The following is a 23,318-nucleotide window of genomic DNA, read 5'->3' as shown; positions in this document are numbered from 1 at the left end:
GGCCGAGTGTGATGACCCGTCAGCCGGCGGGCAAGGGGGCGTTTCCAGGCGCCGGAACGCCCTGCGTCGGAACGCCCTGGGGTGATGCGTCCGCTAGGAGCGGATCGGTACGTCGATCAGGAGCGGACCGGTCAACTCGCCCGCCCCGGCGACCAGTTCCCGTAGCTGGTCCGCGCTCTCCGCCCGCACCGCGTCGACGCCGAAGAAGCGGGCCGCCTGGGTGAAGTCCAGGGGGCCGAGGTCGGTCCCGGGGCAGACGCCCTCGCCGCCCCTGGCCGCGTAGGTGTCCTGGAGGGTGCGGTAGACGCCGTTGTTCATCACCACGAACAGCACGGGGGCGGACTGCCGGGCGGCACTCCACAGACCCTGGAGGCCGAACAGCGTGCAGCCGTCGCCGAGTACGGCCACCACGGGCCGTCCGGGCTCGGCGAGGGCGCGGCCGACGGCGGCGCCGATCCCCCAGCCGAGGCCCCCGCCGACGGTGTGGGTGTAGCTGCCGGGGGCGTCGAGACGTACCAGGCGGCGCAGCAGCAGCCCCATGGTGATGGCCTCCTCCACGACCACGGCGTCCGGCGGCAGGCCGCGGGCCACCGCGTGGGCGGCGGCCCAGGGGGCGAGCGGGGCCGGGGAGTAGGCGGCCCGGGCCGCGGACTCGGCGCGGTCGCGTTCGGCGGTGTGCCGTTGCCCGGTCCGGAGCGTGCGGCTCCTGGCGGTGTGGGCGGGGACCTGGTCGCCCAGCAGGTCGGCGAGGCGGTGCAGCGAGGGGGCGAGCGCGCCGACGAGTCCGGCGGTGGCGGGGAAGTTGCGGCCGATCTCGTCCGGGTCCGAGTCGAGTTGGACGACGGTGAGGCCCGGCGGCAGGGCGGGGCCGGGGGTGTAGTGGTGCGGGGTGAAGGCGTGCGCGCCGACGATCAGGACGGTGTCGTACGCGGTGAGCGCTTCCCTGATGGCGTCGTGGCGGGGCGGCAGCATCCCGGCGTACAAGGGGTGCGTGGTCGGGAAGTTCAGGCAGTCGCTCATCGGCTGGTGGTGGACGGTCGCGCCGCACGCCTCCGCGGTGCGGACGAGCGCGCCGAGCGCGTCCTCGCGGCCCACGCCGTCGCCGGCGACGATCGCGGGGCGGGTGGCGGCGCCGAGGAGTACCGCCGCCCGTTCGATGCCGGCTGCCGGGCCCTGCGGGGGCGGTGGGGTGCGCGCCGGGACCTCGACCTCGGTGTCCTCGTCGAGCAGGTCCATGGGGACGGAGAGGAACACCGGGCCCGCGGGCGGGCGTACGGCCAGGGCGAAGGCGCGGCGCAGGGCGAGCGGGAGGTCGCGGGCGTGCTGGATGTCGTACGCCGCCTTCACCGCCGGGGTCGCGAGGCCGATGAGGTCGCCGGAGAGCATGGGGTCCTGCTGGAGGTGGCGGCGGTCCTGCTGGCCGGCCGTCACGACGAGGGGGGTGCGGGAGCGGCGGGCGTTGAGCAGGCCGATGAGGCCGTTGGCGAGGCCGGCGGCGATGTGGAGGCTGACGAATGCGGGGCGGTGGGTGGCGCGGGCGTAGCCGTCGGCCATGGCTACGACGGAGCCCTCGTGGATGCCGAGGATGTACTCCGGGGTGTTGTGGGCGTCCGCGAGGGCTGCCAGGAAGGGGAGTTCTGTGGTGCCGGGGTTGCCGAAGACCTTGTCCACTCCCTCGTCGCGGAGGATGTCCAGGACGGCGGCTGCGGGGCGGTGTCCCATGGCGTTACGGTACGGGCGTCTGTGGCGGGGTGGGTGGGCTACGGCGTTTTTCTCGCCCCCGCCGCCCCTACCCGTCCCATCCTCCAGGGGCTGCCGCCCCTTCGACCCCGCTCCCAGGGGGCTCCGCCCCCTGGGACCCCCGTATCGGCCCTTAAGGGGCCTCGTCCTCAAACGCCGGACGGGCTGAAAGTGGTCGGGGTGGGTGGGGGATCGGGATGGCGAGAGCCCCGGCCTCAGACGCCGGACGGGCTGAAAAGGACGGGTGGGTGGGGGATCGGGACGGCAAGAACACCGGCCTCAAACGCCGGACGGGCTGAAATGACCTGGGCCGGCGTTTGAGGAGTCGGCGTCACGCGTCCTTGAAGGTCTCCCCCTTTTCCGCCTTCTCCACCAGCAGTGCGGGCGGGGTGAAGCGGTCGCCGTAGAGGGTGGCCAGTTCGTGGGCGCGGGTTACGAAGCCGGGGAGGCCGCCGTCGTAGCCGTTGATGTACTGGAGGACGCCGCCGGTCCAGCCGGGGAAGCCGATGCCGAAGATGGAGCCGATGTTGGCGTCGGCGACGGAGGTGAGGACGCCTTCTTCCAGGAGCTTGACGGTGTCGAGGGCTTCGGCGAAGAGCATGCGTTCCTGCATGTCGCGGAAGGGGATCTCGGTGCCGGGGCGGGTGAAGTGGTCGCGCAGGCCGGGCCAGAGGGTGGTGCGGCGGCCGGACTCGTCGTAGTCGTAGAAGCCGGCGCCGCCGCTGCGGCCGGGGCGGTCGAACTCGTCGACCATGCGGTCGATGACGGTCTCGGCGGGGTGGGCGGTCCAGGTGCCGCCCGCCTCCTCGACGGCCCGCCTGGTCTCGCGGCGGATCTTGCGCGGGAGGGTGAGGGTCAGTTCGTCCATCAGGGAGAGGACCTTGGCGGGGTAACCCGCCTGGGCGGCGGCCTGTTCGACGGAGGCCGGCTCGACGCCCTCGCCGACCATCGCGACGCCCTCGTTGAGGAAGTGGCCGATGACACGGGAGGTGAAGAAGCCCCGGGAGTCGTTCACCACGATCGGGGTCTTCCTGATCTGGCGCACCAGGTCGAAGGCCCGGGCGAGGGCCTCGTCGCCGGTGCGCTCCCCCTTGATGATCTCCACCAGCGGCATCTTGTCGACCGGCGAGAAGAAGTGCAGGCCGACGAAGTCGCCCTGGCGTTCCACTCCTTCGGCGAGCGCGGTGATCGGGAGCGTGGAGGTGTTGGAGCACAGCAGGGCGTCCGGGGCGACGACGTGCTGGATCTCCTGGAAGACCTTGTGCTTGAGCGCGGTGTCCTCGAAGACGGCCTCGATGACCGCGTCGCAGCCGGCGAGATCGGCGGGGTCCGCCGTCGGTGTGATGCGGGCGAGCAGGGCGTCCGCCTTCTCCTGGGTGGTACGGCCCCGGGAGACCGCCTTGGCGCAGAGCTTCTCGGAGTAGCCGCGTCCCTTGACGGCCGCTTCCAGGGAGACGTCCTTCAGTACGACGTCGATGCCCGCGCGGGCGCATGAGTAGGCGATGCCGGCGCCCATCATCCCGGCGCCGAGGACGGCGACCCTGCGGACCGGGCGGGGCTCGATGCCCTTGGGGCGGTTGGCTCCGGAGTTGACGGCCTGGAGGTCGAAGAAGAACGCCTGGATCATGTTCTTGGAGGTCTGGCCGGCCGCCAGTTCCACGAAATAGCGCGCCTCGATGACCTGCGCGGTCTCGAAGTCGACCTGGGCGCCCTCCACCGCCGCCGCGAGGATGCTGCGCGGGGCCGGGTAGGGGGCGCCGTTGGTCTGCTTGCGCAGGGTGGCGGGGAAGGCGGGCAGGTTCGCGGCGAACTTGGGGTGGGCGGGCGTACCCCCGGGGATGCGGTAGCCGGGCTTGTCCCAGGGCTGCTGGGACTCGGGGTTGGCCTCGATGAAGGCGCGGGCCTTGGCGAGCAGTTCCTCCTGAGTGGCGGCCACGTCGTGGACGAGGCCGTTCTCGAGGGCGCGCTGCGGGCTGTACTGGGTGCCCTGGAGCAGCACCTTCAGCAGCGCGTCGGCGATGCCGAGCAGCCGGACGGTGCGGACGACACCGCCGCCTCCGGGGAGCAGGCCGAGCGTGACCTCGGGGCAGCCGATCTTCGAGCCGGGCGCGTCGAGGGCGATCCGGTGGTGGCAGGCCAGGGCGATCTCGTAACCGCCGCCGAGAGCCGCGCCGTTGAGCGCCGCGACGACCGGCTTGCCGAGGGTCTCGATGCGGCGCAGGTTCCGCTTGATGGCGAGGCCGCCGTCGAAGAGGTCCTGGGCGGTGTCGGGCGTGACGCGGATCAGGTCGCGCAGGTCGCCGCCGGCGAAGAAGGTCTTCTTGGCGGAGGTGATGATGACACCGCGGATGGTGTCCCGCTCGGCCTCCAGACGGTCGGTGATCACCGCGAGGGAGTCGCGGAACGCCTGGTTCATGGTGTTCGCGGACTGGTCGGGGTCGTCGAGGACGAGGGTGACGACGCCGGAGCGGTCCTGTTCCCAGCGGATGGTGGTGCTCTGTGTCATGACGGGGGTCTCCGTAGAAGTCTCGTGAAAGCCGCGGGGGTTCAGACGCGCTCGACGATCGTGGCGATGCCCATGCCGCCGCCCACGCAGAGCGTCGCGAGGCCGTACCGCTTGTCCTGGCGCTCCAGTTCGTCGACGAGCGAGCCGAGGATCATGGCGCCGGTCGCGCCGAGCGGGTGGCCGAGCGCGATGGCGCCGCCGTTGACGTTGACCTTGTCCAGGGACAGGCCCATGTCCTTGACGAAGCGCAGGACGACCGCCGCGAACGCCTCGTTGATCTCGACCAGGTCGATGTCGTCGATGGTCAGTCCGGCCTTGGCGAGCGCCTTGCGGGTGGCGGGCGCGGGTCCGGTGAGCATGATGGTGGGCTCGGAGCCGGAGACGGCGGCGGAGACGATCCGCGCGCGGGGGGTGAGGCCGTAGCGCTCGCCGATCTCCTTCGAGCCGATGGCGACCAGCGAGGCGCCGTCCACGATGCCGGAGGAGTTGCCCGCGTGGTGGACGTGGTCGATCTTCTCGACCCAGTGGTACGTCTGGAGCGCCACGGCGTCGAAGCCGCCCAGGTCGCCGATGTCCGCGAAGGACGGCTTCAGTTTGGCGAGGGAGTCGGCGGTCGTGCCCGGGCGCATGTGCTCGTCGTGGTCGAGGACGACCAGCCCCGCGCGGTCCTTGACCGGGACGACGGACCGCTCGAAGCGGCCCTCCTTCCAGGCGGTGGCGGCCCGTTCCTGGCTCAGCGCCGCGTACTCGTCGACGTCCCGCCGGGAGAATCCCTCGATCGTGGCGATGAGGTCGGCGCCGATGCCCTGGGGCACGAAGTTGACGTTCAGGTTGGTCATCGGGTCGTTGAACCAGGCGCCGCCGTCCGAGGCCATCGGTACCCGGGACATCGATTCGACGCCGCCCGCGAGGACGAGGTCCTCCCAGCCCGAACGCACCTTGGCGGCGGCCATGTTGACCGCCTCCAGGCCCGAGGCACAGAAGCGGTTCTCCTGCACGCCGGCGACCGTGTCCGGCAGTCCCGCGGCGACGGCGGCGATCCGGGCGATGTCGGAACCCTGGTCGCCGACCGGGCCGACGACACCGAGCACGATGTCGTCGACGGCCGCCGGGTCCAGGCCCGGGAAGCGGTCGCGGATCTCGTGGATGAGTCCTACGACCAGGTCGATGGGCTTGGTGCCGTGCAGGGCGCCGTTCGCCTTGCCGCGGCCGCGCGGGGTGCGGATCGCGTCGTACACATACGCTTCGGTGCTCACAGGTAAGCCTTTCGGGGTGAGGGTCAGCCCAGCAGGGAACGGCCGATGATCTCCTTCATGATCTCGGTGGTCCCGCCGTAGATGGTCTGGATACGGCCATCGGTGAAGGCCCGGGCGACGGGGTACTCCGTCATGTAGCCGTAGCCGCCGTGCAGTTGGAGGCAGCGGTCGGCGACCCGCTTCTGGAGCTCGGTCGCCCACCACTTGGCCATGGAGGCGTGCACGGCGTCGAGCGTGCCGTCGGAGTGGTCCGCTATGCAGCGGTCGAGGAAGGTGCGGGTGATGGCGCACTCGGTGGCCATCTCGGCCACCTCGAAGCGGATGTGCTGCTTGGTGGCCAGCGGCCGCCCGAAGGCCTCGCGCTCCTTGACGTACCGCGTGGTGATCTCCAGCAGGTGTTCGGCGGCGGCGATCGCGGAGACGGCGATGCTCAGGCGCTCCTGGGCGAGGTTCGTCATCAGGTGGACGAAGGCGCCGTTGAACTCGCCGAGCAGGTTCTCCCTGGGGACGCGGACGTCGTGGAAGAACAGCTCGGCCGTGTCCTGCGCCTTCTGGCCGATCTTGTCGAGGTTGCGGCCGCGTTCGAAGCCCTCCGTGCCACGCTCGACGACGAACAGGGACAGACCGTGCGCACCGCCCTCGGGGGTCGTCCGGGCGACCACGATCACCAGGTCGGCGAGGATCCCGTTGGAGATGAACGTCTTGGAGCCGTTCAGCAGCCAGTGGTCGCCCCGGTCCTCGGCGTGGGTCCGGATGCCCTGGAGGTCGGAGCCCGCGCCGGGTTCGGTCATGGCGATGGCCGTGATCAGCGAGCCGTCGCAGAAGCCCGGCAGCCAGCGGCGCTTCTGCTCGTCGGTGGCGAGGCCGGTCAGATAGGGGCCGATGATGTCGTTGTGCAGGCCGAGGGCGAGTCCGGGGGCACCGGCGCGGGTGAACTCCTCGGCGAGGACGGCGCTGAAGCGGAAGTCGCGGGTGCCGCCCCCGCCGTACTCCTCGGGCACGGCGAGCCCGAGGAGGCCCTGCTTGCCCGCCGCCCGCCAGGCCTCGCGGGAGACGATGCCGTCCTTCTCCCACTGCTCGTAGTACGGCAGCACCTCCCTGGCCAGGAAGCCGCGCACGGTCTCCCGGAACGCGTCGTGCTCGGGGGCGAAGATCTGCCGCTTCATTCGGGGCCCTTCGTCAGGTCGGGTACGTCCCACTCGCGGGCCACCTCGGCGGTGTCGGCGCCGGGCAGGGCGGGGCCGCCGCTCACCGTGGTGGGCGTGGCGGAGAAGCGGGGCGCGGGGGCGGGCTGGGTGATGCCGCCGTGGTCGGTGAAGGTGCCGCGCGCGGCGAGGTGCGGGTGGTGCGGGGCCTCCCGCAGCGACAGGACGGGGGCCACGCAGGCGTCGGTGCCCTCGAAGACGGCTGTCCACTCCTGCCTCGTACGGGACCTGAAGCGGGCGGCGACGGCTTCGCGCAGCTCGCCCCAGCGGGTCCAGTCCTTGCGGGCGTCCGCGAAGCCCGTCAGGCCGAGCAGGGTGACGAACTCGTCGTAGAACCGCGGTTCCAGGGCGCCGACCGCCATGTACCGGCCGTCCGCGGTCTCGTAGGTCCCGTAGTAGGGGCAGCCGCCGTCGAGGAGGTTGGCGGCGCGCCGGTCCTGCCAGCCGCCGGCGGCCATCATGCCGTGGAGCATCGCGGAGAGGTGGGCGGTGCCGTCGACGATGGCGGCGTCGACGACCTGGCCGGTGCCGGTCGCGCGCGCGTGGTGGAGGGCGGCGAGGACGCCGACGACCAGGTAGAGGGAGCCGCCCGCGAAGTCGCCGAGCAGGTTGGCCGGGGCGGCGGGAGGCCGGTCCGGTTCGCCGACCATGCCGAGGGTGCCGGTGAGGGCGATGTAGGCGATGTCGTGGCCGGCGCGCTCGGCGAGCGGGCCCTGCTGGCCCCAGCCGGTCATCCGGCCGTAGACCAGCCCCGGGTTGCGGGCGTGGCAGGCCTCGGGGCCGACACCGAGGCGCTCGGCGACACCGGGGCGGTAGCCCTCGACCAGGATGTCGGCACGGGCGGCGAGGTCGAGGACGCGGGCCGGTCCCTCGGGCGCCTTCAGGTCGACGAGCACCGAGCGTTTGTTGCGGTTGGTGACGTCGAAGCGCGGGTCGATGGCCAGTCCGGGTCCGCCGGGCCGGTCCACCCGGACCACGTCGGCGCCCAGGTCGGCGAGGAGCATCGCGGCGAACGGGCCGGGCCCGATGCCGGCCAGCTCGACCACGCGCACACCGCTGAGCGGGCCCTGTCCCGGCGTCGTTGCCATCCAGCCCCCACGGTCGTGACACAAGTGCTGTAACACCGATGATGCTAAGAACGTGTTCCACCGGGCACAAGCCCCGGGAAAGCAAACGCTTAGCCCATTGTCCCCGGTGTCGGCCGGATCAGCGCGCGTCGAGCTCGGCCACGAACCGCTTCGTGGCGATGGCGCGGTAGCTCTCCTCCACCCAGTCGCACAGCAACTCGGCGGCGGGGGCGCCCTTCTGCTCCAGCGGGATGCTCACCCAGCCGGACTTCCCCAGGCCGTACCCGGCGGGTTCGGCGCCGGGGCAGGTGAGCGCGTGGGCGTGCGCGGCCTCGTCCTTGAGCTTCACCGTCACACCCAGCGGGTAGCTGCCGTCGTCGACCCCGAGGAAGACGAACACCTTCCTGTTGACCTTGGCGACCGTCTCGCCCCAGGGGAACTCCTCCGTGGCGCCCGGCATCCCCAGGGCGAACTCGCGCACCTTCTCCCATTTCCGCAGGGCGTTCCTCGGTACGGCCACCACGTCACCTCCGGGGTCGTCGTCGGGCTCCGCACCCCCTCACGCTAGCCTCGGCCACCGACAACGGCGCGTGCGACGAGATGCAGAGGTGTCATGAACAGGCCGAGCAGGACGGACCGTCCCTACGACATCGTGCTCTTCGGGGCCACCGGCTTCGTCGGGACACTCACCGCTGAGTACCTCGCCGCCCACGCGCCCGAGGGACTGCGCTGGGCGATCGCCGGCCGCAGCGAGGAGAAGCTGGAGCGGCTGCGGGAGCGGCTGCCCGGCGGCGCGGAGATCGGCGTGCTGAGGGCCGACGTATCCGACCCGGCCTCGCTGCGCGCGCTCGCCGAGCACGCGCGCGTGGTGGCCACGACCGTGGGGCCCTATGTGGCCTACGGGGACGACCTGGTCGCCGCCTGCGCGGACACCGGCGCGGACTATCTCGACCTCACGGGCGAGCCGGAGTTCGTGGACCTGACCTACGTCCGCCATGACACCCGCGCGCGGGAGACGGGCGCCCGGCTGGTGCACGCGTGCGGCTTCGACTCGGTGCCGCACGACCTCGGGGCGTACTTCACCGTCCGGCAGCTTCCGGAGGGTGTGCCGCTCAGGATCGACGGGTTCGTGACGGCCGACGCGACGTTCTCCGGCGGTACGTTCGCCTCGGCGCTCGGCCAGTTCGCGCGCGGGCGGCAGATGCTGGCCGCCGCGCGGGACCGCGGGCACCACGAACCGCGTCTGGTGGGGCGCCGGGCCACCGCTCCGACCGGAGCGCCGCGCTTCGCCCCGGAGGTCGGCGCCTGGGCGCTACCCCTGCCGACGATCGACGCGCAGATCGTGCGCCGGTCCGCGCGGGCCCTGGAGCGCTACGGCCCGGACTTCCGCTACCGCCACTACGCGGCCGTACGGCATCTGCCGGTCGCCGTGGGCTCGGTCGCGGCCGTCGGCGCGCTCGTCGCCGCCGCCCAGGTGCCGCCCGCCCGGCGCTGGTTGTCCGGCCGGCTGCGGCCGGGCGAGGGGCCGGGGCCCGAGAAGCGGGCGAAGAGCTGGTTCCGGGTGCGTTTCGTCGGCGAGGGCGGCGGGCGGCGCGTGTGCACCGAGGTGGCGGGCGGCGATCCCGGCTACGACGAGACGGCGAAGATGTTCGCCGAGTCGGCGCTGTCCCTCGCCCTCGACGACCTCCCGCCGACCGCCGGACAGGTCACGACGGCCGCCGCGATGGGCGACGCGCTGACCGAACGGCTGCGCCGGGCGGGGATCACCTTCCGGGTGGCGTCGGAGCGGTGACCCGGTCCCCCGCGTGACCCGGTGCTACAGCGGCCACTGCACGAGCGTGTAGATCATTCCCACGATCCAGCCGAGCCCCGCCAGGGTGGCGAGGATCAGTCCCGCGTTCACGGCACGCTCGACAGGGCGGTTCGGGTCGGCGAGGGGCCTGGGGGCACGGTGCGAAGTCATGGGCACAGCCTGCCGATCGGGCCACGGCCGCCACATCCGTACAGATACTCAGACGACGTACTCAGTCGGCCGGGGATCGTGACACCTGTGCCGCCTCCCGCAGTGCCCGCCGGCACAGCGCGTCCGCCCTGCGGGTCGTCTCCGGGAGCCGGTAGTCGGGGCTGAGCGCCAGGGTGTGGGCGCAGGCGTTGTCGAGGCTCACGCGGTGGCCGACCGAGACGAAGACGGGCTTGACGCCGTCCCGGGTGCGCAGGGCGCGGCCGACCTCCTCGGTGCCGGCGAGCAGCGGGGAGGTGCTGCCGCGCGGCGCGTCCGGGTCCTCGTGAGCGAAGGTGAAGGGGTTCTTGGCGACGCCGATCGTGGGCAGGCCGGTGAGGACGCCGAGGTGACTGGCGAGGCCGAAGCGGCGCGGGTGGGCGAGGCCGTAGCCGTCGCACACGACCAGGCCGGGCGGGCCGGGCAGGGCTTCAAGGGCCGCGAGGACCGTGGGGATCTCCCGGAAGGCGAGCAGGCCGGGGACGTACGGGAAGGAGATCCGGCCGACGGCCGTGGCCTCGGCGACGACGGTGAGGCTCGCCGCGTCCAGCACGACGGCCGCGGCGGCGACCAGGTCCCGTTCGTCGTCGTAGGCCACGTCGACACCCGTCACCCGGCCCGTCCCCGGCGGCGGTCCCGGCTCGTCGAGCACCACCCGGCCGCGCAGTTCGTCCTGCACGGCGCGGGCCCGCTCCTCGGTCGCGGGCCAGCCCGCGGGAATGCGTACGGTCGTCATGATGGGGACGAGCGTACGACCCGCGGGCAGGCGCTCGCGATCATGTTCCTACGGGAGCCGGCCGGCCCGCGCTGCTCGGACGGGGCCGCCACCCCCCTCGTCAGCTCTTGCCGCCCAGGGCGCGCTGGAGCTGGCTCTTGTTCATGTCCGAACGGCCCTTCACGCCCCGGCGCTTGGCCTCTTCGTAGAGCTGGTCGTACGTCGGGCCCTGAGAGCCCTTGCCGGAGCGCTGGCCGCCCCGCTTGCCGGACGACATGTCCTGCGTCGAGGTGCGGCTGGCGGACTTGGACTCGCCGGACCGGGCGCGCTCCTTGTTGACCGTGCGCGCCGCGATCTCCTTGGCGCGCCCGGTGCTCTCGCCCCGGTCCTGGGCGCTCTCCTTGATGTGCTCGTACTGGCGCTCCCGCTTGGAGCTCGAACCTGCGGGCATGGTCGCTCACTCTCCTTTCGCAGACGGCGACCGGGTACCCGCATTCCGGTGTGTCACCGCTCCAGGCGTGCCACCCGCCCCTGTTCGCCCGCCGCCCAGCAGCCCAGGTCGGGGGTGCAGTCCACGGTGTCGTAAGAACCCTGGTCCACGGTCCGCCAGGAGCGGCCGGCGTCCGTGGTCAGGTCCGTGCCGGTCGGGCCGACCGCGAGGGCCGTGGTGCGGCTGTGCGGGAGCCAGGCGACGCCGGAGCGGTAGGCGGGCACGGGCCTCGTGGCGGATCGCCAGCCGGCGCCCCCGTCGCCGGTGCGCGCGGCCGCCTGCGGTGAGGGCCGGTCCGGGCGGTAGTCGCCGCCGACCGCGAGGCCGTGGGCGCGGTCGCGGAAGGCGAGGGCGAAGACGCCGCGGGCCGGATCGCCCGCCGGGACCGGGGTGTCGGAGGCCGTCCAGGTCAGTCCGCGGTCGGCGGAGTGCAGCACACGCGCGCGTGCGGCGCCGCCGGTGGCCAGCCAGACGTCCCTGGGTCCCGAGGAGACCAGGCACTGGCCGCTCGCCGCGAAGCCCGCCTCTCCCTCCAGCGCGGCGGGCATGCCGGTGTTCGGCAGGACCTTCCAGGTGCGTCCGCCGTCACCGGTGGACAGGATGCGGAACTTTCCGTCGACAGGGTCGCTCATCGCGAGGCCGTGGCGGCGGTCGAAGAAGGTGAGGCAGTCGTAGAAGGCCTTGGCGTCGGTGTTGCGGAAGGACTCGGTCCAGGTCTGTCCTCCGTCGTCGGTGCGGTAGACGCGGGACGCCTCGCCCTCGCCGATGGCCAGGACCACGGCCCGGCGCGCGTCGAACGCCTCGATGTCCCGGAACTGGAGCTCGGCCGCGCCGGGAGGCGAGACGTTCCGCCAGCTCGCCCCGCCGTCCGTGGTGCGCAGCACGGTGCCCCCGGTGCCAGAGACCCACGCGGTCCTGCGGTCGACGGCCGCGAGTCCGCGGAACCGGACGTCGGGGCTGGCGGTGTCCTTCAGCTCCCAGTGCGGGGACCGGTCCGGCGGCGTCTGCGCCTGTGCCGGTACGGCGGTCAGGGCGGCCAGTGCCGCCGCGCAGGCCGCCGCGGCGGCGACCGTCCGGGTGGTGCGTCTCGTACGTCTCGTGCCTCGCGTGTTCCCCAAGCGCCTCATGGCGGGCGAAGCTAGCCCACGGCCCGGGTGCCGTCCAGAGGACCCCGTCGCCGTACCGCGGTCGCCGTACGGCCGTCGCCCCACCCGTCTTTCACATCCCAGAAGGAGAGCTGGGCCACTTCCGTGAATGAAGACGGTGACAGAGGTCACTCGATTTGCGGGTGCACGGATTGACTCGTTCCGGCGTCTCTTCCAGTGCCTGGCCTCGTGCCCGGAAGTCCATCCCGCCGTCACAAGGGAGCAAGGCGTTGTCCATCGTCATCGAGCAGCCAGTCGAGGCCCGTCTCGTCGCCGCCGCGCCGCGGATGCCGAGCATCCCCGCCACGCTGCACTACGACCGAAGCGACCCGTTCGCCGTCCGCATGACCTTCCCCGCCCCGGCCACGCTGGAGGGTGTCGAAGTCTGCTGGACCTTCAGCCGCGAGCTCCTCGCGGCCGGCCTGGAGAGCCCGGAGGGTCACGGCGACGTACGGGTGCGGCCCTACGGCTACGAGCGCACCGTCCTGGAGTTCCACGCCCCGGAGGGGACGGCCGTCGTGCACGTGCGCACGGGCGAGCTCCAGCAGTTCCTCGACGCGACCGGTGAGCTGGTCCCCGTCGGTCTGGAGCACCTCCAGCTCGACCTGGACCACGATCTCGCCGAGCTGATGCGGGACGCCTGCTGAACCCCTGCCGGCGGCTCGCCCGGCCCCCCGCGCCCAGCGGTTCTCCCGTGCCCCGCAGCTCCCGCGCGGCACGGCGGACCAGGGTGCGCGGCGCGGCGGTGCGCCGGAACCGGCCCTGACGTTCACGTTCAACCACCGTCGCCACCGTCGACGGGCGTCTTCACCCCGGGCTGACGGCCCCGGGGACAGTCAGCCGCCCGCCGGAGCCGGTTCCGACGCCTGCGCCGCGGCCAGCGCCGCCCGCACCTCCCGGACGACCTTCCCGAGCGCGTCAGTGGCCGCCCCGGCCCGGTCCGTCAGTGCCGCCGGCGCGTCCAACCGCTGCCCGTACCCGGAGGCACGGTCCGTGCCGGGCGCCAGGGTGCACAGGTGGACGGTGCCCGCGAGCGCGGCGACGGCGGCGTCCCGCTCGGAGACCTCCCCGACCGGCAGCGCCCCCTGGAGCACCTGCCGGGTCTCCTCACGGAGGGCCTCGACGGCGGACTCCCGGTCGAGGACGTACTCCACCGTCGGGAAGATCCCCAGCACCCGGTGCTTCTCGGCCCGCAGATAGCCGTCCGCGGTCAGCTGCTCCCGTACGGCCTCCAGGGTGACCCGCGCCCGCAGCGTCACCCAGGTCCGCCATCCGTGCGGCCGGGACTCCCGGACCAGCTCCAGCAGTCCGTCCAGGACCGCGTCACCGGCACTGGCGTCGAGGTCGACCGGCGTGGCGATGCCGTCGTCGTCGGTGAGCAGACCGCGCTGGGCCAGTTCGACGAGGGCGCCGGCCCGGACGAGGTGGTGCGGCTGGGCGGCGCCGGTGGCCTCCGGCCGCGTGATGTCCCAGGCCAGCAGGTACAGCCGGGCCGGCAGCGAGAGCGAGCCGTTGGGCACGGGGCCTCCTTCGGGCGGTGCGAGCTCACGTTAATCCGTTGACAGCCCCGAAGGGCTGCTCCTACGGTGTACAGCGGTCCTGTTGCCGTCGATTGGAGAAGGACGTTGCTCGTCTGAGGTCCTGAGACACCGCGTCACACCACAGCTGTGTGTACGTAGCGTGCGACCTCGGCGTTCGAGCCGTCCCGACGAGCAGGGCTTTTCTCATGCCCCGGTTTTTCCGGGCCTCCCTCTCAGGCCGCCGCCCCGGTGTCTCGACACACGTGTGCCCCTGATCGTCCCGAGCAACCGTGGAGGCCCTTATGTCCCTGTCCATCACCTGCACCTCCCTCACCTACGCGTGGCCCGACGGCACCGCTGTCTTCGAGGACCTCGACGTCGCCTTCGGCCCCGGCAGGACCGGGCTCGTCGGCATCAACGGCTCGGGGAAATCAACCCTGCTGAAGCTGATCGCCGGCGAACTCGCCCCGGCCGACGGCACCGTCAAGGTCGCCGGCCCGGTCGGCTACCTCCCGCAGAACGTCACGCTGGACACCGGTCTGCGGGTCGACGAGGCGCTCGACATCGCCGCGAAACGGGCCGCGCTGCACGCCATCGAGGCCGGTGACGTGTCCGATGAGCACTTCGAGACGGTCGGGGACGACTGGGACGTGGAGGAGCGCGCCCTCGCCACCCTCGGCGAACTCGGGCTCGGGCACATCGAGTTGGACCGCACGATCGGTGAGGTGTCGGGCGGCGAGTCGGTACTGCTGCGGCTCGCGGCCCTGCTGCTGCGCCGACCGGACATCCTGCTGCTCGACGAGCCGACCAACAACCTCGACCTGTACGCGCGTCGGCGGCTGTACGCGGCCGTGGAGTCCTGGTCCGGGGTCCTGGTCGTGGTCAGTCACGACCGCGAACTCCTGGACCTGGTCGACCAGATCGCCGACCTGCGCTCGGGTGAGGTCACCTGGTACGGCGGCAACTTCTCGGCCTACGAGGAGGCGCTGGCCACCGAGCAGGAGGCGGCCGAGCGGATGGTGCGGGTCGCCGAGGCCGACCTGAAGAAGCAGAAGCGCGAACTGACCGACGCCCACGTCAAGTTGGCCCGGCGCAGAAGGTACGCGCAGAAGATGTACGACACCAAGCGCGAACCCCGGGCGGTGATGAAACTGAGGAAGCGCTCGGCCGAGGTGTCGGCGGGCAAGCACCGGATCATGCACGAGGAGAAGCTCACCGAGGCCAAGGAACGGCTCGACGAGGCGGTGGAGGCCGTGCGGGACGACGACGAGATCCGCGTCGATCTGCCGTACACGGCCGTACCGCCGGGCCGGGAGGTCCTGATGCTCCTGGATCTGGAACTGGCGTACGGCGCGCGGGTGGCCGGCGGCCTCGACCTGCGCGGCCCGGAACGGATCGCGCTGATCGGGCGCAACGGCGCGGGCAAGACCACGCTGCTGCGGACGATCGCCGGGGAGCTGGAGCCGGTCTCCGGCGAGGCACGGGTCCATGTGCCCCTGCGGTTCCTGCCGCAGCGGCTGGACGTGCTGGACGGCGAGCTGAGCGTGGCCGAGAACGTGGCCCGGTTCGCGCCGGGCGCCACCAACAACCGGGTCCGGGCGCGGCTGGCCCGTTTCCTGTTCCGGGGCGCCCGGGCCGACCAGCAGGCGGCGACGCTCTCCGGCGGGGAACGCTTCCGGGCGACGCTGGCCGCGCTGATGCTGGCGGAACCGGCTCCGCAGCTGCTGATGCTGGACGAGCCGACGAACAACCTGGACATGGCCAGCGTGCGGCAGCTGACCACGGCCCTGGAGTCGTACGAGGGGGCGCTGATCGTGGCCAGTCACGACCTGCCGTTCCTGGAGTCGATCGGCATCACCCGCTGGCTGCTCATGGAGGAGGGAGAACTCAGGGAAATCACGCCAGAGGCTGTCGGGTATCCCGCCTAGCGTCGAATGCATGCCCGCATTCATCACGCTCGTCGGTGCCCGTGAGAACAACCTCAAGGACGTCACGCTCCGCATCCCGAAAGGCCGGCTGACCGTGTTCACCGGCGTTTCGGGGTCGGGGAAGTCGTCCGTCGTCTTCGACACGATCGCCGTGGAGTCGCAGCGTCAGCTCAACGAGACGTTCACCTGGTTCGTACGCAACCGGCTGCCCAAGTACGAGCGGCCGCACGCCGACGCGCTGGAGGACCTCTCCCCCGCGATCGTCGTCGACCAGCGGCCGATCGGGGGCCACTCGCGGTCCACGGTCGGCACGATGACCGACGTCTACTCGGTGATCCGGGTGCTGTTCTCCCGGCACGGCACCCCGAGCGCCGGGCCGGCGACGGCGTACTCGTTCAACGACCCGGCGGGCATGTGCCCGCGCTGCGACGGCCTCGGCCGGACCGTGGGGCCGGACTGGGACCGCATCCTGGACCCGGAGCGGTCGCTGGCGGACGGGGCGGTGCGGTTCCCGCCGTTCGCGGCGGGCACCTGGCAGGGGCAGACGTACACCAACAGCGACGAGCTCGACCCGGACCGGCCCGTCGGCCGGTTCACCGCCGCCGAGCGGGAGTTCCTGATGCACGGCCGCCCCGGCAGCAAGGTCGCCGTCAACGGCTCCGGCGGCACCTGGATCACCGACTACGAGGGGCTCGCCGACCGGTTCGAGCGGCTGTACCTCAAGCGCGACCTGTCCGCCATGAGCCAGAAGACCCGTGATCTGGTCCGGGAGTTCCTGACCGACGGCACCTGCCCGGACTGCCGGGGCGCCCGGCTCGGCGCGGCCGCGCTCGCCACCCGGATCAACGGCCGGACCATCGCCGACTGCGCCCGGATGCAGGTCGGCGACCTGATCGGCGTACTGAAGGAGATCGACGACCCGGTCGCGGGGCCGATCGCCGCCGCCGCGGTGGCCGCTCTCGAACGGATCGACGCGATCGGGCTCGGCTATCTCAGTCTCGACCGCGAGACGTCCACCCTGTCCGGGGGCGAGGGGCAGCGGCTGAAGACCGTGCGCCATCTGGTCTCCAGCCTGACCGGGATGACGTACATCTTCGACGAGCCCAGCGTCGGCCTGCACCCGCGGGACGTCGGCCGGCTGGGCGACCTGCTGCTGCGGCTGCGCGACAAGGGGAACACCGTGCTGGTGGTGGAGCACGACCCGGATGTCATCGCCCTCGCCGACCACGTCGTCGACATGGGCCCGGGGGCCGGTGCCGCGGGCGGACAGGTGGTGTTCGAGGGGACGCCGGACGAACTGGCCGGGACGGACACGCCGACCGGGCGGTGCCTGGGACGCCGTACGGCCGTCAAGGAGCGGGTGCGGCGGCCCACCGGCGGGCTGTGGGTCAAGGGCGCCGACCGGCACAACCTGCGGGAGGTGACCGTGGAGTTCCCGACCGGGGTGCTGACCGCGGTGACCGGTGTCGCGGGGTCCGGAAAGAGCACGCTGGTGCGGGAGTTCACCGCCGCCCACCCGGACGCGGTGGTCGTCGACCAGTCCTCGATCGGGATCTCCGCGCGGTCCACCCCGGCGACATACGTCGGGATCATGGACACGGTGCGGAGGATCTTCGCGCGCGAGACGGGGGCCCGGCCGGGGTTCTTCAGCTTCAACTCCACCGGCGCGTGCGCCACCCGCGAGGGGCGCGGGATCATCTACACCGACCTCGCGTTCATGGACCCGGTGACGACGACCTGCCACGACTGCGAGGGGCGGCGCTTCAAGGACGAGGTGCTGCGGCTGACCGTCGGCGGCAACTCCGTCGCCGACGTCCTGGGGATGACGGCCGAGCAGGCCCTGGAGTTCTTCGAGGACTCCGGCGTACGGCGCCGGCTGCGCGCCCTGCGTGACGTCGGCCTCACCTACCTGACCCTGGGGCAGCCGCTGTCCACGCTGTCCGGCGGCGAGCGGCAGCGGATCAAACTGGCGACCCGGCTGCACCGGACGGGCGCCGTGTACGTGCTGGACGAGCCGACGACGGGGCTGCACATGTCGGACGTCGACGGGCTGCTCGCGTTGCTGGACCGGCTGGTGGACGCGGGGAACACGGTCCTGGTGGTCGAGCACAACCTGGACGTGGTGGCGCACGCCGACCACGTCGTCGACCTGGGTCCGGACGGGGGCCGGGACGGCGGCCGGGTGATCTTCGAGGGGACCCCTCGGGAGCTTCTCGCGGCCCGGGACTCCTTCACCGCGGAGCATCTCAGGAGGGCCACAGCCTGACAACGAGGGTTTTGCCCTCGCCCACCGGCGCTGCATGATGGCTGACCGGTGCCCCCTCGCGGGCACCGGTCCTCGTCCCGCCGATCCGGAGTTCCTCGTGCCCAGCAAGAAGGCCCTCGTCCGCCGTCCCAGCCCGCGCCTCGCCGACGGTCTGGTGACCCACATCGAGCGGGAGAAGGTCGACCTCGGCCTCGCCCTCGAACAGTGGGACGCGTACGTCGAGGCCCTGCAGGCGCACGGCTGGGAGACCGTCGAGGTCACCCCGGAGGACGACTGCCCGGACTCGGTGTTCGTCGAGGACACGGTCGTCATGTACAAGAACGTCGCGCTGATCACCCGGCCCGGCGCGGAGTCCCGGCGGGACGAGACCGTCGGGGTCGAGGAGGCCGTGGCCCGGCTGGGGTGCTCGGTCAACTGGATCTGGGAGCCGGGCACGCTGGACGGCGGCGACGTGCTGAAGATCGACGACACGATCTACGTCGGGCGCGGCGGGCGCACCAACGCGGCCGGCGTCCAGCAGCTGCGCGCCGCCTTCGAGCCGCTCGGGGCGCGGGTCGTCGCCGTACCGGTGAGCAAGGTGCTGCATCTGAAGTCCTCGGTCACCGCGCTGCCCGACGGGACCGTGCTCGGGCACATCCCGAAGGTGGACAAGCCCTCGCTGTTCCCGCGCTTCCTGTCGGTGCCGGAGGAGGCCGGTTCGCACGTGGTGCTCCTCGGCGGCCCCGAGCTGCTGATGTCGGCGAGCGCGCCGAAGACGGCGGATCTGCTCGCCGATCTCGGCCACGAACCCGTCCTGGTCGACATCAGCGAGTTCGAGAAGCTCGAAGGATGTGTGACGTGCCTCTCGGTGCGGATGCGGGAGCTCTACGCCTGACCGGGTGATCGTCTCACCCTTTCGGCCCCGGACCTGCGGTTCCCGGGGCCGTTTGTCATGCCCGGGGAACACTGCTGATCAGGGATCTTTACCGCGTCCTTAACCTACGGTCTCGTAACCTACGGAGACGTAGCCTACGATGCCGTAGGTAGGCCCCGGCGCCGCTCGACGTCACGCGCCGGACGACTTCCGCTGTTGTTCCACGTCCCCCTGGAGTACCCGTGACGATCACTTCCCCTCATCTCGGCAGCCCGTCCTCCGCATGGACCGACGCCCGGCTGCTGTATGCGCTGGAGGAAGTCGTCGAGCAGGAGCTCAACCGCCACCTGAACGTCGCCAAGGACTGGATGCCGCACGAGTACGTGCCGTTCAGCGACGCCCGCAACTTCCCCGGCCTCTTCGAGGACGGCGAGGCGTGGCAGAAGGAACAGTCCAAGGTCACCGAGATCGGCCGGATCGCGCTGGTCGTGAACCTGCTCACCGAGGACAACCTGCCCAGCTACCACCACGAGATCGCCTCCCTCTTCGGCCGCGACGGCGCCTGGGGCACCTGGGTGCACCGCTGGACCGCCGAGGAGGGCCGCCACGGCATCGTGATGCGGGACTACCTGCTCGCCTCCCGCGCGGTCGACCCGGACCAGCTGGAGCAGTTCCGGATGGCCCACATGAGCGAGGGCTTCGAGTCGGACAACCGCCACTCGATGCTGCACTCGGTGGCCTACGTCGCCTTCCAGGAGCTGGCGACCCGGGTCTCGCACCGCAACACCGGCCACCAGTCGGGCGACCCGGTCTGCGACCGCATGCTGGCCCGCATCGCGACCGACGAGAACCTGCACATGGTCTTCTACCGGAACCTGCTCAAGGCGGCCTTCGACCTCGCGCCCGACCTGACGATGCAGGCGGTGCGCGACGTGATCGTGAACTTCCGGATGCCCGGCCACGGCATGCCCGGCTTCGAGCGGGCCGCGGCGCAGATGGCGATCGGCGAGATCTACAACATGCGCATCCACCACGACGACGTCATCCAGCCCGTTCTGCGCTTCCTGAAGGTCCTGGAGATCGACGGCCTCGGCCCGGAGGGCCTCAAGGCGCAGGAGGAACTCGGTCTGTACATGGGCGCCCTGGACTCGGAGGCGTCCAAGTTCGACGAGAAGCTGGCCGCGCGCAAGGCGCGGATGGCGGCGCGCGCCGCGGGCTGACCCGTTCCCGACGAAGTGGCCGGCCCGCGTGTGCGGGCCGGCCACTTCGTCGTCTCCGGGTGCGCGAGGTCGTGTCGCGCACCGCGGTCGGTGCGCGGGTCAGTGCGTGGTCCGTCTGAGATGCAGCCGTTCCTTCTCGGACAGGCCGCCCCACACGCCGAAGCGCTCGTCGTTGGACAGCGCGTACTCCAGGCAGGCGGGGCGCATCTCGCACATACCGCAGATGCGCTTCGCCTCCCGGACCGAGCTGCCCGGCTCGGGAAAGAAGAAGTCCGCCCCGGTCTGCGCACACAGCGCCTGCGCCTGCCAGGCGAGGTCGGCCGGGGTGATGGTGTCGATGTGCATGCCCTGGATCGTGCCGGGCGGCGAAAAACATTCCATCAACGCGCGATCAACGAGGCCTCCGCGGCCTCCGGCCCACCGATGATGACCCGTACACACGCTCGAATGCACGGCGGCGCGCGGAATGCCGCGCGATTGTCGGTGGGCGGTGCGAGACTCGGCAGTGCAGGCAACGGGACCCCTCGAAGGAGGGCACAACATGCTCACCACCCGTTATGTCACCGGCGCTCCGAACTGGGTCGATCTCGGGACCCCCGACATCGACGGCGCCGCCTCCTTCTACGGCGCGCTGTTCGGCTGGCAGTTCCAGCCGGGCGGCCCCGAGACCGGCGGCTACGGCTTGTTCCAGCTCGACGGCAGGACCGTGGCGGGCGGCATGCAGACCACCGCGGACCAGGGCCCGCCCTCCTGGACCGTCTACTTCCAGGCCCCGGACGCGGACGCCACCGCGAAGACGGCCGAGCACAAGCACGGCTCGGTGCTCGTGCAGCCCATGGACGTCCTGGACCGGGGCCGCATGGCGATCCTCGCCGACCAGGCCGGCGTGCATTTCGGCATCTGGCAGCCCGCCGCCACCAAGGGGCTCGACGTCGTGCAGGAGCAGGGCTCGCTGTGCTGGCTGGAGCTGTACGTCCCGGACCTGCCCGCCGCCGCCGGGTTCTACAACGCCCTGTTCGGCTGGGAGACCTCCGCCCTCACCTTCGCCGGGGGCAGCTACACCACCGTCCACCCGCAGGGCACCGAGCCGGACGCCATGTTCGGCGGGATCGTCCCGCTGGAGGACGACCCGACCAAGGCATCCGCCGGGGCCTGGCTGCCGTACTTCGAGGTCCCGGACACGGACGCCGTCGTGGCCGCGGCCCAGGAGCGGGGCGGCACGGTGCGCCTGCCGGCGACCGACCTGGAGGACGTGGGCAGGATCGCCGAGCTGGCGGACCCCTACGGCGCCCGCTTCGCGGTGATCAAGAGCGCGCCTCCGCAGGCGTAGCCGACCGCGAGGGGGTGGGCCGGGGGTCAGGCCGAGGCGCGGTGGACCATCGTCGTCGGCAGGACGACCCCGGCGGGTGTGCCCCGCGGCAGTTCGTCGTCGCCGTGCAGCAGCAGGCGGGCCATCAACCGGCCCATCTCCTCGATGTCCTGGCGGACCGTCGTCAGGGGCGGGTCGGTCTGTTCGGCGACGGGCTGCATGTCGTCGAAGCCGATCACGGCGACGTCCTCGGGCACCCGTCGGCCCCGTTCCCGCAGCACGCGCAACGCACCGGCGGCGGTGAGGTCGTTGGCGGCGAACACGGCGTCGACGTCCGGGCACCGGTCGAGGAGTTCGCGCATCGCCCGCTCGCCCCCGGCCGGCGTGAAGTCCCCGTGCACCACCAGCCGGGAGCCGGCGTCGCCCATGACGTCCTTGAAGCCCTCCAGCCGGTCCACCGCCGAGGTCTGGTCCAGGGCGCCGGTGATGTGCGCGACCCGGGTACGGCCGAGGCCGACGAGATGGCGCACGGCGTCGCGGGCACCGCCGCGGTTGTCGCTGTCGACGTACACCACGTCCCGCAGGCCGTCGCTCCACCCGGGCCGCCCGCCGAACACGGTGGGCACACCGGCCCGTTGGATCAGTCCGGGCAGCGGGTCGTCGAGGTGCAGCGAGAACACCAGCGCCCCGTCGACGTGCCCTCCGGCCAGATAGCGGCCGACCCGGGCGTGGTCGTCCCGTCCTTCGGTGAGCAGCAGCACGAGTTGGTTGTCGTGGGCCGTCAACTCCTTGCTGATCCCGCGCAGTTGGAGGGCGAAGAAGGGGTCGGCGAAGACCCGGGTCTCCGGTTCGGCGACCACGACGGCGATGGCGTCGTGGCGCCGGGTGACCAGACTCCGGGCGGCCTGGTTGGGCACGTATCCGAGTTCCTCGACCGCCCTGCGCACCCGCTCGACGAGCGGTTCGCGCACCCCGTCCCCGCCGTTGACCACCCGGGACGCGGTGGCCCGCGACACCCCGGCCCGCGCGGCCACGGCCTCCAGGGTGGGGCGCGGCGCTGTGTCGGTCACGTCGGGGCTCCTCGTCGGCGGGGTGCGGATCAGGATAACGCCGGTCCGGGCAGCGCGGTGAGAGCGCTCTCGCGGGCGGTGAAAAGAGCTTGCGTGCCCCGCATCGCCTCGTCGAGGATCACCGCATGACATCCAGAAAGGCCCATGCCGAGTAGGCGCCCCGAGACGCGGCTCGCGCCCTTCGCCCGGTTGCCGCGCAGGTATCACGACAGACACATCGCACACAGCACGGTCGATGCGTACGGCCGGGCGCACTGGCTGCTCACCGAGCGGGATCCAGGCGGTCGGCGCCCCGATCCGTACGACGCGGTGGTGGTCACCGTCGGGGACGACTCCGTCGGCGAGACACACCTGCACGCCGTACTGGCAGGCTTCCCGGCCCTGGAGCCCCTGCCGGACGGCGGTTTCGTGGTCGCGGACCAGCGCTCACGGGCGAACGAGGACCACGTCCAGCTCTTCGACGCCTTCGGGCGATGCGGCGCCCGCTTCCGGGTGGGGGACGCCATCGGACATCTCCAGGCGGACGAGGCGGGCGACCTGTGGGTGGGGTACTTCGACGAGGGCATCTACGGCGATGACCCCCTCAGCCGGCCCGGTCTGCGCTGCTGGAGCACCACGGGCGAGGCCCTGTGGACGTTCCGGCCGGTGTCCGGGGCAGGGGAGATCTCCCACTGCTACGCCCTGAACGTCCACGGCCGGACCGCCTGGGCGTACCCCTACACCGACTTCCCGTTGCTGGAGATCGACCGCGAACGGGGCGTACGCGTACGGCGGACGGGCGTCCACGGGGCGAGGGGACTCGCCGTGCACGGCGACCGCCTGGTCCTCTTCGGGGGATACGAGGACGAGCACGACCGGCTCGTGGACTGCCGCCTCACCGACGAGACCGCCGAACCCGTCACGGAGGGCCGGCTGGTCCTGCCGGACGGGAGCACGATCGGCCGCCGCCGGGTCGTCTCCCGAGGTCCGCGCCTCTACGTCCAGGGAGAAGCGGCCCTGGAGTGGTCGGTGCTGGACATCTCCTGAGCG

General features: G+C 72.1%; 21 protein-coding genes. 8 read left to right on the top strand and 13 right to left on the bottom strand.

All coding sequences use genetic code 11. The annotated features are described in order from the left end of the window. Window positions 1–93: 93 nt before the first annotated feature. From SLINC_RS37955 to SLINC_RS37930, 6 genes are all read right to left on the bottom strand, one after another. The gene (locus SLINC_RS37955; RefSeq protein ID WP_067442958.1) at window positions 94–1,722 is read right to left on the bottom strand and encodes a thiamine pyrophosphate-binding protein; all 1,629 of its coding nucleotides are present in this window, start codon (window positions 1,720–1,722) and stop codon (window positions 94–96) included. Window positions 1,723–2,071: 349 nt separating this feature from the next. Next, on the bottom strand, window positions 2,072–4,246 hold the full coding sequence (locus tag SLINC_RS37950) for a 3-hydroxyacyl-CoA dehydrogenase NAD-binding domain-containing protein (RefSeq protein WP_067442957.1): 2,175 nt from the start codon (window positions 4,244–4,246) through the stop codon (window positions 2,072–2,074). A 41-nt stretch (window positions 4,247–4,287) separates the two neighbouring features. Continuing rightward, the gene (locus SLINC_RS37945) at window positions 4,288–5,502 is read right to left on the bottom strand and encodes an acetyl-CoA C-acetyltransferase (protein WP_067442956.1); all 1,215 of its coding nucleotides are present in this window, start codon (window positions 5,500–5,502) and stop codon (window positions 4,288–4,290) included. A gap of 23 nt (window positions 5,503–5,525) precedes the next feature. After that, the gene (locus SLINC_RS37940) at window positions 5,526–6,668 is read right to left on the bottom strand and encodes an acyl-CoA dehydrogenase family protein (protein WP_067442955.1); all 1,143 of its coding nucleotides are present in this window, start codon (window positions 6,666–6,668) and stop codon (window positions 5,526–5,528) included. After that, the gene (locus tag SLINC_RS37935) at window positions 6,665–7,795 is read right to left on the bottom strand and encodes a CaiB/BaiF CoA transferase family protein (RefSeq protein ID WP_079164931.1); all 1,131 of its coding nucleotides are present in this window, start codon (window positions 7,793–7,795) and stop codon (window positions 6,665–6,667) included. Before SLINC_RS37935 ends, SLINC_RS37940 begins: the two co-directional genes overlap by 4 nt. Before the next feature lie 118 nt (window positions 7,796–7,913). Then, the gene (locus SLINC_RS37930; protein WP_067446134.1) at window positions 7,914–8,294 is read right to left on the bottom strand and encodes an MmcQ/YjbR family DNA-binding protein; all 381 of its coding nucleotides are present in this window, start codon (window positions 8,292–8,294) and stop codon (window positions 7,914–7,916) included. 93 nt (window positions 8,295–8,387) lie between these two features. Between SLINC_RS37930 and SLINC_RS37925 the strand changes: the two genes are divergently transcribed. After that, a complete protein-coding gene (locus SLINC_RS37925) occupies window positions 8,388–9,566 on the top strand; it encodes a saccharopine dehydrogenase family protein (protein ID WP_067442954.1) in 1,179 nt (392 codons plus the stop codon). Window positions 9,567–9,590: 24 nt separating this feature from the next. Here the strand turns inward: SLINC_RS37925 and mmpA are convergent, their stop codons facing one another. The 4 genes from mmpA to SLINC_RS37910 all read right to left on the bottom strand — a co-directional run bounded on the left by mmpA (window position 9,591) and on the right by SLINC_RS37910 (window position 12,105). Next, window positions 9,591–9,737 (bottom strand): morphogenic membrane protein MmpA, encoded by a 147-nt coding sequence (gene mmpA, locus SLINC_RS48665; protein WP_170068294.1) that lies wholly within the window; start codon window positions 9,735–9,737, stop codon window positions 9,591–9,593. Window positions 9,738–9,798: 61 nt separating this feature from the next. After that, window positions 9,799–10,509 carry an endonuclease V gene (locus SLINC_RS37920; protein WP_067442953.1) on the bottom strand — a complete coding sequence of 237 codons (711 nt, stop codon included), beginning with the start codon at window positions 10,507–10,509 and terminating at the stop codon, window positions 9,799–9,801. 100 nt (window positions 10,510–10,609) lie between these two features. Beyond that, on the bottom strand, window positions 10,610–10,939 hold the full coding sequence (locus SLINC_RS37915; RefSeq protein ID WP_067442952.1) for a plasmid stabilization protein: 330 nt from the start codon (window positions 10,937–10,939) through the stop codon (window positions 10,610–10,612). Window positions 10,940–10,992: 53 nt separating this feature from the next. Continuing rightward, the gene (locus tag SLINC_RS37910; RefSeq protein ID WP_375141510.1) at window positions 10,993–12,105 is read right to left on the bottom strand and encodes a beta propeller repeat protein; all 1,113 of its coding nucleotides are present in this window, start codon (window positions 12,103–12,105) and stop codon (window positions 10,993–10,995) included. 248 nt (window positions 12,106–12,353) lie between these two features. On the opposite strand from SLINC_RS37910, the gene ssgD reads away from it, so the two are divergent. Further along, window positions 12,354–12,770, top strand: coding sequence for a spore wall synthesis regulator SsgD (gene ssgD, locus SLINC_RS37905; protein WP_067442950.1), 417 nt, complete (start codon window positions 12,354–12,356; stop codon window positions 12,768–12,770). A 189-nt stretch (window positions 12,771–12,959) separates the two neighbouring features. On the opposite strand, the gene SLINC_RS37900 is transcribed toward ssgD, so the two are convergent. Beyond that, window positions 12,960–13,643 carry a GOLPH3/VPS74 family protein gene (locus SLINC_RS37900; RefSeq protein WP_067442949.1) on the bottom strand — a complete coding sequence of 228 codons (684 nt, stop codon included), beginning with the start codon at window positions 13,641–13,643 and terminating at the stop codon, window positions 12,960–12,962. Between the two features lie 302 nt (window positions 13,644–13,945). On the opposite strand from SLINC_RS37900, the gene SLINC_RS37895 reads away from it, so the two are divergent. The 4 genes from SLINC_RS37895 (at window position 13,946) to SLINC_RS37880 (ending at window position 19,910) form a co-directional block, all read left to right on the top strand. Beyond that, window positions 13,946–15,571 (top strand): ABC-F family ATP-binding cassette domain-containing protein, encoded by a 1,626-nt coding sequence (locus SLINC_RS37895; RefSeq protein ID WP_067442948.1) that lies wholly within the window; start codon window positions 13,946–13,948, stop codon window positions 15,569–15,571. Window positions 15,572–15,581: 10 nt separating this feature from the next. Beyond that, entirely contained in the window at window positions 15,582–17,837 is a 2,256-nt protein-coding gene (locus SLINC_RS37890; RefSeq protein ID WP_067442947.1) for an ATP-binding cassette domain-containing protein, read from the top strand. A gap of 97 nt (window positions 17,838–17,934) precedes the next feature. After that, on the top strand, window positions 17,935–18,711 hold the full coding sequence (gene ddaH / locus SLINC_RS37885; RefSeq protein ID WP_067446132.1) for a dimethylargininase: 777 nt from the start codon (window positions 17,935–17,937) through the stop codon (window positions 18,709–18,711). Window positions 18,712–18,932: 221 nt separating this feature from the next. Continuing rightward, window positions 18,933–19,910: an acyl-ACP desaturase gene (locus tag SLINC_RS37880; RefSeq protein WP_067442946.1), complete on the top strand. Its 978-nt coding sequence runs from the start codon at window positions 18,933–18,935 to the stop codon at window positions 19,908–19,910. Window positions 19,911–20,009: 99 nt separating this feature from the next. Here the strand turns inward: SLINC_RS37880 and SLINC_RS37875 are convergent, their stop codons facing one another. Next, a complete protein-coding gene (locus tag SLINC_RS37875; RefSeq protein ID WP_067442945.1) occupies window positions 20,010–20,255 on the bottom strand; it encodes a WhiB family transcriptional regulator in 246 nt (81 codons plus the stop codon). Window positions 20,256–20,451: 196 nt separating this feature from the next. Between SLINC_RS37875 and SLINC_RS37870 the strand changes: the two genes are divergently transcribed. Continuing rightward, complete coding sequence (locus SLINC_RS37870; RefSeq protein ID WP_067442944.1) at window positions 20,452–21,240, top strand: VOC family protein; 789 nt, start codon at window positions 20,452–20,454, stop codon at window positions 21,238–21,240. Between the two features lie 26 nt (window positions 21,241–21,266). Here the strand turns inward: SLINC_RS37870 and SLINC_RS37865 are convergent, their stop codons facing one another. Next, entirely contained in the window at window positions 21,267–22,289 is a 1,023-nt protein-coding gene (locus SLINC_RS37865; RefSeq protein ID WP_067442943.1) for a LacI family DNA-binding transcriptional regulator, read from the bottom strand. Window positions 22,290–22,433: 144 nt separating this feature from the next. Here SLINC_RS37865 and SLINC_RS37860 point away from each other — a divergent pair, with 144 nt between their 5' ends. After that, on the top strand, window positions 22,434–23,315 hold the full coding sequence (locus tag SLINC_RS37860) for a hypothetical protein (protein WP_067442942.1): 882 nt from the start codon (window positions 22,434–22,436) through the stop codon (window positions 23,313–23,315). Window positions 23,316–23,318: the final 3 nt, after the last annotated feature.

The sequence above is a fragment of the Streptomyces lincolnensis genome (genome assembly GCF_001685355.1).
Classification (GTDB): Bacteria; Actinomycetota; Actinomycetes; order Streptomycetales; family Streptomycetaceae; genus Streptomyces; species Streptomyces lincolnensis.
Note: the sequence above shows the minus strand (reverse complement) of the source record. Positions and strands in the feature narration are given on the sequence as shown.

Bases quoted from the DNA above. Each gene is read 5' to 3' on its own strand.
- SLINC_RS37955 (WP_067442958.1), bottom strand. From the start codon at position 1,722: ATGGGACACCGCCCCGCAGCCGCCGTCCTGGACATCCTCCGCGACGAG.
- SLINC_RS37950 (WP_067442957.1), bottom strand. From the start codon at position 4,246: ATGACACAGAGCACCACCATCCGCTGGGAACAGGACCGCTCCGGCGTC.
- SLINC_RS37940 (WP_067442955.1), bottom strand. From the start codon at position 6,668: ATGAAGCGGCAGATCTTCGCCCCCGAGCACGACGCGTTCCGGGAGACC.
- SLINC_RS37935 (WP_079164931.1), bottom strand. From the start codon at position 7,795: ATGGCAACGACGCCGGGACAGGGCCCGCTCAGCGGTGTGCGCGTGGTC.
- SLINC_RS37925 (WP_067442954.1), top strand. From the start codon at position 8,388: ATGAACAGGCCGAGCAGGACGGACCGTCCCTACGACATCGTGCTCTTC.
- mmpA (WP_170068294.1), bottom strand. From the start codon at position 9,737: ATGACTTCGCACCGTGCCCCCAGGCCCCTCGCCGACCCGAACCGCCCT.
- SLINC_RS37920 (WP_067442953.1), bottom strand. From the start codon at position 10,509: ATGACGACCGTACGCATTCCCGCGGGCTGGCCCGCGACCGAGGAGCGG.
- SLINC_RS37915 (WP_067442952.1), bottom strand. From the start codon at position 10,939: ATGCCCGCAGGTTCGAGCTCCAAGCGGGAGCGCCAGTACGAGCACATC.
- SLINC_RS37910 (WP_375141510.1), bottom strand. From the start codon at position 12,105: ATGAGGCGCTTGGGGAACACGCGAGGCACGAGACGTACGAGACGCACC.
- SLINC_RS37895 (WP_067442948.1), top strand. From the start codon at position 13,946: ATGTCCCTGTCCATCACCTGCACCTCCCTCACCTACGCGTGGCCCGAC.
- SLINC_RS37890 (WP_067442947.1), top strand. From the start codon at position 15,582: ATGCCCGCATTCATCACGCTCGTCGGTGCCCGTGAGAACAACCTCAAG.
- SLINC_RS37875 (WP_067442945.1), bottom strand. From the start codon at position 20,255: ATGCACATCGACACCATCACCCCGGCCGACCTCGCCTGGCAGGCGCAG.
- SLINC_RS37870 (WP_067442944.1), top strand. From the start codon at position 20,452: ATGCTCACCACCCGTTATGTCACCGGCGCTCCGAACTGGGTCGATCTC.
- SLINC_RS37860 (WP_067442942.1), top strand. From the start codon at position 22,434: ATGCCGAGTAGGCGCCCCGAGACGCGGCTCGCGCCCTTCGCCCGGTTG.